Source organism: Flavobacterium piscisymbiosum (genome assembly GCF_020905295.1).
Taxonomy (GTDB): Bacteria; Bacteroidota; Bacteroidia; order Flavobacteriales; family Flavobacteriaceae; genus Flavobacterium; species Flavobacterium piscisymbiosum.
Genome location: NZ_JAJJMM010000001.1, coordinates 2148667 through 2161452 on the forward strand (window position 1 = coordinate 2148667; position 12786 = coordinate 2161452).

Consider the following 12786-nt stretch of genomic DNA (forward strand, 5'->3'; position numbering starts at 1 on the left):
TATTGTCATTGTAGAGGCGCACAGCAGTGCGTCTTACGTCTTCTAAATCTATAATTATAGACGTTGTGTAGACGCACTGCAGTGCGTCTCTACGATATACATTGTCTATAAAAAACATAACTACAAACAAAAAAAATCCTCATAAATTTAGTTATGAGGATTTTTTATAGATATAGTTTTTAAACTGAAAACTGCGACCGAAAACTGAATACTAAAAATTAAGCATTCGCAGTAACCGCTTCTTTATCAATTTTATTGATCAAACCTGCTAACACTTTTCCAGGACCAACTTCAGTAAACAAAGTAGCGCCGTCAGCGATCATTTGTTGTACAGATTGAGTCCATTTTACAGGAGCAGTCAATTGTATAATTAAGTTCTTTTTGATTTCGTTTGCATCAGAAACTGCATTCGCAGTAACGTTTTGATATACTGGGCAAATAGGAGCGGAGAAAGTCGTTGCTTCAATAGCGGCCGCTAATTCTTCTCTTGCTGGTTCCATCATTGGTGAGTGAAAAGCTCCTCCAACAGGTAAAATTAATGCGCGTTTTGCTCCGGCAGCTTTCATCGCTTCACAAGCTTTTTCAACAGCTGTTGTTTCTCCTGAAATAACTAATTGTCCTGGGCAGTTGTAGTTGGCTGCAACTACAATCCCATCGATAGAAGCACAAACTTCTTCAACAATATTATCGGCTAATCCTAAAACAGCAGCCATTGTAGACGGAGTAATTTCGCATGCTTTTTGCATCGCAAGAGCACGTTGAGAAACTAATTTCAAACCATCTTCAAAAGATAAAGTTCCGTTAGCAACCAATGCAGAGAATTCTCCTAAAGAATGTCCTGCAACCATTTCTGGTTTAAAATCTTCGCCTAAAGTCTTAGCTAAAATAACCGAGTGTAAAAAAACAGCCGGCTGAGTTACTTTGGTTTCTTTTAGTTCTTCGGCAGTACCTTCGAACATGATATCTGTAATTCTAAAACCTAAAATTTCATTGGCTTTTTCGAATAATTCTTTGGCTAAAGCCGAACTTTCATATAAGTCTTTGCCCATTCCTGTAAACTGTGCGCCCTGACCCGGAAATACGTATGCTTTCATTTCTCTAATTTAAAGTTGAATTTTTTTAAATTGAAAATTAGTTTCAATTGAAAGGCAAAAATAACACTTTTTTATTTCGTATAATCCTTAAACATGTAAATCCATGCTAATCTTGAAAATCGGAGATTGAACGAAGTGAGTATGATAATTACAACCGCAATAATAGGAATGATTCTTAAATCGAAATTTTTCTCGAAGAAAAACTGAGCGACGCAATACGTGGCGATTCCCTGAGCGACTGTTAATCCGTAGTTTACGTACATGGCGCCAAAGAAATAACCAGGTTCTTTCTGGAACTTATAATTGCAATGACTACAGTATTCATTCATCTTTGGAAGACCGAAAGTCAAAAAAATACTTTTGTCTTTAAATACTTTTCCTTTATGACAAATAGGACATTCGTTACTTAAAATATGAGTTAATGCACTTGACATGATCTTGTTGTTTTTTATTTATACAAAGGTAATTTGGAATCTATTAAAAGTCTTTTTTATATCTTCGCTACTTATAGCACAATAAAGACATTTTGGGATTGAAATTCCAATAAAAAAAATCCAAATTCCAAAACTGAAATTCCGAATTCCAAAAAATCCAAAATCCAAAATCTAAAATCTAAAATCTAAAATCTGCAATCTAAAATCTAACCTCGTATGAAAAGATATCCTGTTTATAGTGTTCAGAATTTTAGCTGCAATGATATTCATCGTGATTTTTACGTAAATACATTCAAGGAGCATTTAAAAAGTCACAGTTTTATCGAAGAGCCACATCGACACGATTCGTATTTAATGGTGTTTTTTACCAAAGGTTCAGGACAGCATGAAGTCGATTTTGATCAATTCGAAATCAAAAAAGGAAGTTTATTTGTGTTGCAGCCCGGGCAAATGCATCATTGGAATTTGTCTGAAGATATAGAGGGCTTTGTGATCATTTTTTCGCAGGAATTATATAATTTGTATTTCGGACAGAAAAACATCAACGAGTATAACTTTTATCATTCCATTCATAATCGGCCGGAAATGGTTTTTGAAGAAAATCAAATCCCAAAGATTCAGCCTTATTTTGATTTATTAATTCAGGAAAATAATCAGGAGAACAAATATCAGCTTGATAAAATGCTGAATTTGTTAGATTGCATTCACATCGAAATTGCGCGTAAATACAACGAAACCTATTCGCATCAAGCGCATTCGTATAATATTAAAATCGATAAGTTCGAAATACTTTTGGAACAATATTTCAGAGAAGAAAAACTGCCCTCTTTTTACGCCGAAAAATTAAATATCACATTAAAACACTTAAACAGAATCTGCAATGAAATTCTGCAAAAAACAGCAACCGAAGTAATCACAGATCGAGTAGTTTTAGAAATAAAAAGAATGCTCATTGACAAGCAATTAGCAGTAAATGAAGTGGCGTTTAAAGTAGGTTACGAAGATTACTCGTATTTCTCGCGATTCTTCAAAAAACAAACCGGATTGTCTCCCACAGAATTTCGAAATGTAAAATGAGGGGCTTCGACTTCGCTCAGCCTGACACACGAAACTCTTAAGTATACGATTGTCAGGCTGAGCGAAGTCGATGCCCTCGCTCCAAAAAAAAATCCTGCACTTCATAAAAAGTACAGGATTTTAAACCAACCAAATTAAATTCTATTATTGTCGGATTAAGCTTGTTTTACAAATTGTAATTCAATGTTTAATTTTACTTCTTCGCCTACTAAAACACCACCGGTTTCAAGAGCAGAGTTCCAGTTTAAACCCCAGTCTTTACGATTTATTTTTCCTTCTATACTTAAACCTACTTTAGTATTTCCCCAAGGATCAGTCAGGATTCCGCTATATTCTACAGGAAAAGTTACGGTTTTAGAAACACCTCTAATGTTTAAATCTCCAGTGATTTCATAGCTTCCAGAATTAATTTTTTTGAATGATGAAGCTTTGAAAGTTAATTTTGGATGATTTTCTACATCAAAAAAGTCACCACTTCTTAAATGTCCGTCTCTGTCTGCGTTTGCAGTATCGACAGAAGCGATATCAGCAGAAAATTCGATAGCTGCATTTTCAAAGTTGTCTCCGTCTGTAGTAATTGTAGCGTCGTATGTTCCAAATTTTCCTGAAACATTTGTAAACATCATGTGTTTAACTTTAAAACCAATTTCTGAATGTGTTGGGTCAATTGACCATTTTGTAGTTGCCATAATTTTATTTTTTAAATAATTAATTTCATTTTGATAGGACAAAGTTACCTCCGTAGTACTCGAAACACACTTAACCTAGATTAAGAAATGAAAAATGTGATTTTTATTTTTTTAAATTGATTATCTTAAAAATACAATTCTCATGTAGATTAAAATTATCCTTTAGGAAAAGTTTAGTAAAAAAAGAAACGATAATAATCTGAATATCAACTTATATATCGTTTCTTGAGAAAAAAATATTAATTGTAATCTTTGAATTAATAGTTCATCGGAATATCCATCAATAAAAATTCAGCATCTGTATTTGCCTGAATGTTTAGAGTATCAGTTCCTGAAATTCCAACAGCATCACGAGTGTTTAATTCCTGACCGTTGATGGTAACATTTCCTTTTAATATGAAAGCATAAACTCCGTTTCCTTCTTTTTTGATTTTGTATTCAGTAGATACACCTGAGTCAAAATTACCCATGTTAAACCAAGCATCCTGGTGAATCCAAACTCCCTCATCGTCAGCATTTGGAGATAAAATTTGAGCTAATTTATTGTGTCTGTCCGCAATATTCAAAGTTATTTGTTGGTAACGAGGATCTACATTTCTTTTGTTAGGAAACAACCAGATTTGCAATAATTTAGTTTGCTGATCTGCATTTGGGTTAAACTCACTATGCTGAACTCCAGTTCCTGCACTCATCACCTGAATATCTCCATTTTTGATGATTTCAGTATTTCCCATACTGTCTTTGTGCGCTAAATCTCCTTCAAGCGGAATCGTAATGATTTCCATATTATCGTGAGGATGAGTTCCAAAACCCATTCCGCCAGCAATTGTGTCATCGTTCAAAACACGAAGAGCTCCAAACTGAATTCTTTCCGGGTTGTACCAGCTTGCAAAACTAAAGCTATGATAAGCGTTAAGCCATCCGTGATTTGCGTTTCCTCTTGTTTCTGCTTTGTGTAATACTATATTTTCCATGATGATATGTGTTTTGTTATTTTTATAATACAAAGATACCATCAAGGTCAATGAAAGGCACTTAACCTAGATTAAGAAAAAAGATGCTAAGGTTCTGAGGGGCTAAGAGGCTAAGGTTTTTATGGAGCAGAAATTTTGGTTTTCAAAAGACGTCTGGTCCCGCTATTCCTTCCAATTTTTTATGTCCGCCGCGGCGGACACAAAAGGATTTCCAGTGCTATCGGGGCTAAATTAGAAGTTTCATTTTCAGAAGATGTATCGATGCAAAGCGACAAAGTAACCACGTAGCTTTGTCAATCTCGACGAAGGAGAGATCTCCGCAAGTAACTCCGCGCAGAAAGTCGCTAATCTTTGTAGAGTTTCTCGCGAAGATCTCTCCTTCGTCGAGATGACAAAATTATGCTTAGATAATTATATTGAAAGGGAAATAAAACGTTTTGTGACTTCGCGGGATCAAAAGAAGCTAAATTACTTAATCCTAATCAATTTTCCTTTTCCAACGACTTCATCAAGGTAGTTCGAAGTCGAACTTTGCTTGTCATGCATGTAAAATAAAATAGTGTCTTTTTTGATTTGATCTTTTGGAATACTTATGATTAAATCTCTATTGATAAAATTATCCAATAATATTACGTTGCCATACGAGATTTTTCCTTTTGGCAGATATTTGTTGTCAAACACAAAAACACTATCGTTAAAAGTAATTTTATCTTTTTGAACATAGACATTGTCATCTTGTATTAAATAATTATAACGGCCAGTAAGTTTGTCTGTTTGCTGGTTTGGAGTAATAAAAAACAGCGTTATTATTAAAGTCAGGTATTTCATACTATTTTTAGCTATATTGATTTATAAACTGCTGAACCACCGCATCTGTATTCTCATGACGTCTTTTCTTCTCTAATGCTATTGGCGGTGCAGCTCTTTCGAAACAATCTTTTACATCGCAGGTTTCGCAGGTAACACCCACAATTCTTTTTACCAAAGGTTTGCCTTCGATAAATTTGAATTTCTTTTTCATTGCCGGAGTAATCAGGATTCCAACAGAAATGCTGCGTATATTTTGTTCAATAAAAGGATCTTTTGTTGCTGACGAAAAAACCAAATATTCATTGCCACTATGTGCATAACTTGAAATTTGAGCATCAAAAAAATGAGGTTTATTTTGTTTAATGGCTTCGTCGATCGTTTTTACCGAAACCCATCTTCTGCAATAATGCTCGTCAGTTTCGTTGGCATGCGGTTCTTGCTGATTGGTAATATGTAATTCTTTTTTGATTTGATATTTATCAGAACCAATTTTATGGGACATTCTTAAAAAGAACAAGTTTTTAAGATGAAAATCCTTTGGCAATAAATTCGTCAGTCTCTGGTAGAAAGATTCTGGCGAAACTTCAAAACTCTCAATTAGCGATACAAATTCTTCAGGATTAGGTTTTTCGTTGTTTAAGAAATCATTGATTTTGCTGGCAACCAATTGTCTTGGCAATAACAAAGCTCCCGCAAAATACGAAGCATAAAAGTTGTGCAGAACCTGATCAAAATTTTCGAACTTAATCCAGCTAAAAGTCAGTAAGCGATCTGAAATTTTCAAATAATTATAGGCAATTTCTTTGGCTAAAATAAAAGCTTTCTGCGGATTATCTAGTTCTGTAGAGAGTAATAATGTTTTGCTTTTAGGAACATAAATAGAGCGTAAATCGCCCAAAGCTTCCTGTTCAGAAAACACTATTTCTTTTATTTTATAATCGTATTCTTCTTTTAATATAGCCTCTAATTCTTCGATAGTCACTTTAGAATCTAAATTGATTTGAAATGATTTCGAAAAAGAAATGACCTTTTCTTCCAGATCTTCGAAATAATTATTGTGTGCTTCCTGATACGATCGTAAAGCGGCCAAAAAGAAACTTTCACGACTTAAATTATAATGCTGCGCGATTTCGATAATCGTACTAATAAACGCATTGACCTTGGCTGGTGCATTGGCAATAATATCAATTAAATCAGCTTCCTGAATCCCGAAAAGCTCTAACGGAATTTCTTTTAAAATGCCAGATTTCAGGATTTCGCCAATCGGAGCGAGATTATTATCAAGTTTTAAAGACACCATTTGGTCATAACTTGTTTCTAAATGCTCGCACAGAAGTAAAATTTTATCTGTTTTTGGATATTTTTTTCCCTTTTCAATCTCGTTTAAGTACGATTTTGAAAGATTGGTCAATTTGGCTAAGCCAAAAAGAGAAAGATTTTTTTGCGTTCTGACTTGCTTGAGTTTTAGCCCAAAGATCAGCTTTATATAGTCTTTTTCGATATCCATGTATCAAATATAGTCATATTAAAAATAATCGCCAAAAAATTATTTCTAATATTTAGCGAACGTTCGCTTGTTTTGTAAAAAACTTTTTTCTAATATTGTGGTGTAGAAAATATTAGATATCAGGTCGTTATGAATTTAATTCTTGAAAAAGATATAGTCGGTTTGATTATTACTAATTAAAATAAAATCCACAGCTATGAAAAACCAATTAGAAATTACCGAAACGGCAATGGAATTTTTAGACGAAAAGAAGCTTTCTTATCCAAAGATCTGGACCGAAGAAGCAATTGTTTTTATAACCGAATTGCATCGAAAATTCGAATCGCAACGAAAACTGTTATTGTTGCAACGCGAACAAAAACAAACTGCTTTTGATCAGGGCGTCATGCCGGTTTTTACACCAGAAACTAAAAGTGTCAGAGAAAGTAATTGGACAGCCGGAGCAATTCCTAAAGATTTGTTAGATCGTAGAGTAGAGATTACCGGACCGGTTGATCGTAAAATGATTATTAATGCATTGAATTCAGGGGCAAAAACTTTTATGGCCGATTTTGAAGACAGCACTTCGCCAACCTGGCAAAATTTAATGGAAGGTCAGCTAAATTTAATCGATGCGGTAAACAAAACCATTACATATACCGATTTGGTGAAGCAAAAGTCCTATCATTTGAATGAAAAAATTGCTACACTAATTGTACGTCCGAGAGGTTTGCATTTGCCGGAAAAACATCTTTTGATTGAAGGAAAAGAGGTTTCAGGTTCTTTGGTAGATTTTGGATTGTATGTTTTTCATAATCACAAAAGGCTTTTAGAAAACAATTCAGGACCGTATTTCTACATTCCAAAATTAGAACATTATCTCGAAGCACGCTGGTGGAATAATGTAATTGACTTTACTGAGGATTATTTGAAACTGGAAAGAGGAACGATAAAAGTGACGGTTTTAATAGAAACCATAACAGCAAGTTTTCAGTTGGATGAAATTATTTATGAATTGAAAGAACATATCGTAGGCTTGAATTGCGGACGTTGGGATTATATTTTCTCTTATATCAAAAAGTTTAGAAAGAATTCAAAGTTTATCGTTCCGGATCGCGATCAGGTAAATATGACTTCGCCTTTTATGAATGCATATTCAAATCTGGTAATTCAGAGATGTCATAAACGCGGCATTCATGCGATTGGCGGAATGGCGGCTCAAATTCCGATTAAAAATAATGAAGAAGCGAACGCCGTTGCTTTTGCAAAAGTAAAAACCGATAAAGAACGCGAAGTTCGAAACGGTCATGACGGAACCTGGGTTGCACATCCGGATTTGGTGGCAATTGCAAAAGAAATTTTTGATAAAGGAATGCCAACTCCAAACCAAATTCATATAAAAAGGGAACATCGAAAAATTACAGAAGCTGATTTAATTGAACCACCAATTGGAATCATCACTGAAAATGGTGTTCGAAAAAATATCAACGTAGGAGTTTTGTATTTGGCTTCATGGCTCAACGGACAAGGAGCTGCAGCTTTGCACAATTTGATGGAAGATGCTGCAACAGCCGAAATCTCGAGATCGCAATTGTGGCAATGGCTTCAGAATAAGGTGGTTTTGGATAATGGCAAAAAATTAGATCTGGCGTATTATCACGAATTGGCTTTAGATGAATTCAGGAAAATAAAAGACGAACTAGGTGAAGAAAATCACGAAAAGCGTCAATTTCCTTTGGCTGAAAAAGTTTTAGAAAGATTGGTTGTAAATCCTGATTTCGTTGATTTTTTGACGATTCCATGTTACAAATACCTATAAGGAATTAAAAATTTAGAATTAAAAATCTGCGGTATCTGCGATATCTACGGGCGAATAATTTTTTCACGCAGATTTTGCAGATCAGGCAGATAAAATGAGATTATAAAATCTTCGCAGATTATAAACTCAATAACAATTAATACTTTTTTATTCTCAGTTTAAAACTGTGACTAAAAACTGTGACTGCAAACTATTTACTTACTAACCACTTTAACTCAAACTATTTATGAAAACAACAGAAGACAGAATTCAGGAATTGATTAACGATTGGATTACGAACCCAAGATGGAAAGGTGTTGAACGTCCTTATACAGCTACAGAAGTAATTACGCTTCAGGGTTCGTATCAAATTGAGCATTCTATTGCCAAAATGGGAGCGCAAAAATTATGGAGAAAGTTAAAAAATCAGGATTATGTTGCTGGTTTGGGCGCTTTGACAGGAAATCAGGCGATTCAGGAAGTCGACGCTGGTCTTGAAGCGATTTATTTAAGTGGCTGGCAAGTAGCTGCCGATGCAAATTTGGCGGGAGAAATGTACCCGGACCAATCGCTTTATCCAGTAAATAGTGTACCAATGGTAGTTAAAAAAATAAACAATGCTTTGTTACGCGCTGATCAGATTCAGACGGTAAACGGAGTGGAAGATAAAAAGGATTACTTAGTTCCGATTGTGGCTGATGCTGAAGCTGGTTTTGGCGGAAACTTAAATGCTTTCGAATTAATGAAGTCAATGATTGAAGCGGGGGCTTCAGGAGTTCATTTTGAAGATCAGCTGAGTTCTGCTAAAAAGTGCGGACATTTGGGCGGTAAAGTTTTGGTACCAACTCAGGAAGCAATTAATAAACTGATTGCAGCGCGTTTAGCATCTGATGTTATGGGAGTTTCAGCTTTAATTGTTGCCAGAACAGATGCTGATGCGGCTAATTTATTAACCAGCGATGCAGACCCAAGAGATGCTAAATTCATTACAGGCGAAAAAACCAACGAAGGTTTCTTTTATGTAAACAGCGGAATCGATCAGGGAATTGCAAGAGGTTTGAGCTACGCGCCTTATGCTGATTTGATTTGGATGGAAACCAGTAATCCGGATTTGGTTTATGCTAAAAAGTTTGCCGATGCGATGAAAAAGGAATTCCCGGATAAAATGTTGGCATACAATTGTTCTCCATCTTTCAATTGGGCTGCAAAATTATCAGTGGCTGAAATGGAAACGTTCAGGGAAGATCTGGCGGCAATGGGATATAAATTCCAATTTATTACGTTGGCGGGATTCCATGCTTTGAATACGAGTATGTTCGAATTATCTAAAGCGTACAAAGAACGCGGCATGGCGGGTTATTCTGAATTGCAGGAAAGAGAATTTGCTTTACAACAAAGTGGATTCAGAGCGGTAAAACATCAGGCTTTTGTGGGAACTTCTTATTTTGATGCTGTTCAAAACACGGTAATGATAGGAAAATCAACCATAACGGCAATGGAACATTCTACAGAGGTTGAGCAATTTTAATTCAATAAAGAACACGGCTGTTTAGCCGTGTTTTTGTTTTTTGCCACAGATTTCACGGATTAAAAAGATTAAAAGAATGTTGCCACGAATTTGCTTCGCCTGTTCGCTATCGCTCGGGTCACTAATTCACGCGAATTTTAATTAGTGAAAATTTGTGCAATTCGTGGCGAACAAAAAATCATTTTAATCTGTGCAATCTGTGGCTATAAGAACTATTTTTTCAAAAGCCTTGCTTTCATTTTGCTGAAAAATTCCGGTGTTACGCCAATGAAAGAAGCGATTTGTTTTTGAGGAACTTTATGAACCAGAGAACCATATTTGGTAGTAAACTTTTCGAAACGTTCTTCTGCAGGTAAACTTAAATTGTCCATTAATCGCTGCTGATTGGCAACTAATGAATTTTCGATTAAAATTCTAAAAAAGCGTTCTAATTTTGGAATCTCCAAATACAATTGTTCCTGATTTTCTTTGGATAACGAAACTACTTCGGCTTCTTCCAGAACTTCTATAAAAAGCTGTCCGGGCTTTTGCGAAAAAAAGCTGTACATATCGCTCATCCACCAACCTTCGCAGGCAAAAGATAAAACATGTTCGACAATATTATCGTTGATATTGAAGCTTCTTAAAATTCCCGAGTTTACAAAATAGGAATGTTTGCAGACTTCACCTGCGTTTAATAAAATCGTTTTAGGCTTGTACGTTTTTGTTTCTAGTTTAGATAAAAAAAGTGCTTGCTCTTCTGCAGTCAATGAAACGTGTTTGGCAATGTTTTCAAGAATTAACTCCATTATTGTTCTTTTATCAAAGTGAATGAAGTGGCTTTAAAACGACCGTTTTCTACTTTTCCGGTTACAGAAGCTTTGCGGATTTTGTTGCAGAAGCCATCCTCAGCATGTGCATCGCCATGTTCGTCGATCGTGGTTCCGTCTACAAAATAAGGTTTTCCGTCAATGCGAACGGCTAAATCACAGCTTTTTCCTTTCATCCCAAATTGACATTCGCCACAAGCGGTTTCGACAATTTGTGGTTTTTCGGTTGTTTTTTTATCCTGAGCCTGAGTTGCGATTCCGATAAATAGGAATACTATAAAGATTGCTTTTTTCATTTTTTAAGAATTTACAGTTATTAATTTAGAGGTTGCTTTGGCGCGTTCGACAACTTCTTCGATTGGAGTTGCCAGTGAATCATGGCTTAATACAACGCCCATTCGGCGATACGGTCTTGAAGTTGGTTTGCCAAAAATCCTGAAATCGGTTTTTGGTAAAGCGGCTACTTTTTCGATTCCGGTAAAAGTGGGATTTGCAGAATCTTCAGAGGCTAAAATTACGGCACTTGCTCCGGCCTTTTCTAATGTAATTTCGAAAATTGGAAGGCTTAAAATTGCACGTAAATGCAATTCGAATTCGTTGAAATTCTGCGTTCCTGCTAAAGTTACCATTCCGGTATCGTGTGGGCGAGGAGAAAGTTCTGAGAAATAAACGCCCTCGTTGGTTAGGAAAAATTCAACGCCAAAAAGACCTGCTCCGCCAAGTGCTTCGGTTATTTTTTCGGCCATATCCTGCGCTTCGTACAAATCGGCTTCAGAAACTTTTGCGGGTTGCCAGCTTTCCTGATAATCACCGCGTTCTTGTCTGTGACCAATTGGCGCACAAAATAAGGTTGGATTATTATTCTGCGTAATTGTTAAAAGTGTAATTTCTGAATGGAAATCTACAAAAGCTTCTACAATAACTTCGATAACATCTCCGCGAGAACCTGCAACTGCATATTGCCATGCTTTTTCGATATCATTTTCGGTTTTTATGGTTGATTGCCCTTTTCCGGATGATGACATTAATGGTTTTACCACACAGGGAATTCCAACTTCCTGAACGGCTTTTTGCAATTCTTCGGCAGAAGTTGCGTATTGGTATTTGGCTGTTTTTAATCCTAATTCTTTTGAGGCCAAATCACGAATGGCTTTGCGATTCATAGTGAAATTTGCTGCTTTCGCCGAAGGAACAACGGTAATGCCTTGTTTTTCGTAATCGTAAAAACGTTCGGTGCGAATGGCTTCTATTTCGGGAACTATAAAGTCGGGTTGGTGTTTGGCTACGATTCGGTCTAAGGCTTCGCCGTCGAGCATATTAATGACTTCAAATCCGTGAGCAACTTGCATGGCTGGGGCATTTTCGTAACTGTCTACAGCAATTATGGTTTGTCCGATTCGTTGTGCGGCAATGACAAATTCTTTGCCTAATTCGCCTGAACCGAGGAGTAGTATTTTCATTTTGTTTGATTTAGAGATTGAGAATTTTGGCTCGCTTTTACAATTATTAAACTGCTTATAAAAGTTAGAATCATTAATATAAATGATAGAAATAGAATCATTAATAATGAGAATAAAATTTGATAAGGAATTTGTGAATTAAATACTGATGAAATTCCATTTACGAATAACCCAATAACATATATTGCTAAAAGAGCGATTATAATTTTTGAACTTACTCCAAAAGAAAATTGTGAACAAGCTTTGAGGTAATGTATTTGATTTAATGATGGGCTTATTTTTATAGCTGTATTCCAAAACAGAAAAACTATAAATATTGGAAACAAAATCCCCCAGAAAATTGGATTCCAAAACATACCGAAATTGCAAATTTGTATGCATTGAAAAATAAAATAGCTGTCTGAAAATATTAATAAAGGAAAAAAAAGACACACAAAAAATCCAGCTATAATTGAATACTTTTGGATGCTATTTTTGGTTTTCATTTAAATTCAGTTTTGAGAGTAAAGATAAATAAAATGGAATTTATTCTCACGCAGATTTTGCAGATTCAGCAGATTTAATATTTTAACCGCAGAGTTCGCAAAGGATTACGCGAAGCACGCAAAGGAAAATTATTCGCAAGTA

Annotated in this window: 13 protein-coding genes; 3 read left to right on the forward strand and 10 right to left on the reverse strand. The window is 35.4% G+C overall.

All coding sequences use genetic code 11. From position 1 onward, the window contains the following. Positions 1 to 218: 218 nt before the first annotated feature. Both fabD and LNP81_RS09525 read right to left on the reverse strand, forming a co-directional pair. On the reverse strand, positions 219 to 1094 hold the full coding sequence (fabD, locus tag LNP81_RS09520; RefSeq protein ID WP_230035323.1) for an ACP S-malonyltransferase: 876 nt from the start codon (positions 1092 to 1094) through the stop codon (positions 219 to 221). Between the two features lie 71 nt (positions 1095 to 1165). After that, complete coding sequence (locus LNP81_RS09525; RefSeq protein ID WP_230035325.1) at positions 1166 to 1528, reverse strand: DUF983 domain-containing protein; 363 nt, start codon at positions 1526 to 1528, stop codon at positions 1166 to 1168. 216 nt (positions 1529 to 1744) lie between these two features. Here LNP81_RS09525 and LNP81_RS09530 point away from each other — a divergent pair, with 216 nt between their 5' ends. After that, entirely contained in the window at positions 1745 to 2605 is an 861-nt protein-coding gene (locus tag LNP81_RS09530) for a helix-turn-helix domain-containing protein (protein WP_230035328.1), read from the forward strand. Positions 2606 to 2760: 155 nt separating this feature from the next. Here LNP81_RS09530 and LNP81_RS09535 read toward each other — a convergent pair whose 3' ends face one another. The 4 genes from LNP81_RS09535 to LNP81_RS09550 all read right to left on the reverse strand — a co-directional run bounded on the left by LNP81_RS09535 (position 2761) and on the right by LNP81_RS09550 (position 6585). After that, complete coding sequence (locus tag LNP81_RS09535) at positions 2761 to 3294, reverse strand: YceI family protein (RefSeq protein ID WP_230035330.1); 534 nt, start codon at positions 3292 to 3294, stop codon at positions 2761 to 2763. A 257-nt stretch (positions 3295 to 3551) separates the two neighbouring features. Then, a complete protein-coding gene (locus LNP81_RS09540; RefSeq protein ID WP_230035332.1) occupies positions 3552 to 4268 on the reverse strand; it encodes a pirin family protein in 717 nt (238 codons plus the stop codon). A gap of 468 nt (positions 4269 to 4736) precedes the next feature. Beyond that, positions 4737 to 5096 carry a hypothetical protein gene (locus LNP81_RS09545; RefSeq protein ID WP_230035335.1) on the reverse strand — a complete coding sequence of 120 codons (360 nt, stop codon included), beginning with the start codon at positions 5094 to 5096 and terminating at the stop codon, positions 4737 to 4739. Positions 5097 to 5103: 7 nt separating this feature from the next. Further along, a complete protein-coding gene (locus LNP81_RS09550; RefSeq protein ID WP_230035337.1) occupies positions 5104 to 6585 on the reverse strand; it encodes a helix-turn-helix domain-containing protein in 1482 nt (493 codons plus the stop codon). 196 nt (positions 6586 to 6781) lie between these two features. Here LNP81_RS09550 and aceB point away from each other — a divergent pair, with 196 nt between their 5' ends. Then, complete coding sequence (aceB, locus tag LNP81_RS09555) at positions 6782 to 8383, forward strand: malate synthase A (protein ID WP_230035339.1); 1602 nt, start codon at positions 6782 to 6784, stop codon at positions 8381 to 8383. A 226-nt stretch (positions 8384 to 8609) separates the two neighbouring features. Continuing rightward, positions 8610 to 9890, forward strand: coding sequence for an isocitrate lyase (gene aceA / locus LNP81_RS09560; protein WP_230035340.1), 1281 nt, complete (start codon positions 8610 to 8612; stop codon positions 9888 to 9890). 212 nt (positions 9891 to 10102) lie between these two features. On the opposite strand, the gene LNP81_RS09565 is transcribed toward aceA, so the two are convergent. From LNP81_RS09565 to LNP81_RS09580, 4 genes are read right to left on the reverse strand one after another with little or no spacing between them, the layout of a single operon-like run. Beyond that, the gene (locus LNP81_RS09565) at positions 10103 to 10678 is read right to left on the reverse strand and encodes a Crp/Fnr family transcriptional regulator (RefSeq protein WP_230035342.1); all 576 of its coding nucleotides are present in this window, start codon (positions 10676 to 10678) and stop codon (positions 10103 to 10105) included. Beyond that, complete coding sequence (locus tag LNP81_RS09570) at positions 10678 to 10995, reverse strand: DUF6370 family protein (RefSeq protein WP_230035343.1); 318 nt, start codon at positions 10993 to 10995, stop codon at positions 10678 to 10680. The genes LNP81_RS09565 and LNP81_RS09570 overlap by 1 nt, the downstream gene beginning before the upstream one ends. A gap of 3 nt (positions 10996 to 10998) precedes the next feature. After that, complete coding sequence (gene purT, locus LNP81_RS09575) at positions 10999 to 12159, reverse strand: formate-dependent phosphoribosylglycinamide formyltransferase (RefSeq protein ID WP_230035344.1); 1161 nt, start codon at positions 12157 to 12159, stop codon at positions 10999 to 11001. Beyond that, positions 12156 to 12644, reverse strand: coding sequence for a hypothetical protein (locus LNP81_RS09580; RefSeq protein WP_230035345.1), 489 nt, complete (start codon positions 12642 to 12644; stop codon positions 12156 to 12158). Before LNP81_RS09580 ends, purT begins: the two co-directional genes overlap by 4 nt. Positions 12645 to 12786: the final 142 nt, after the last annotated feature.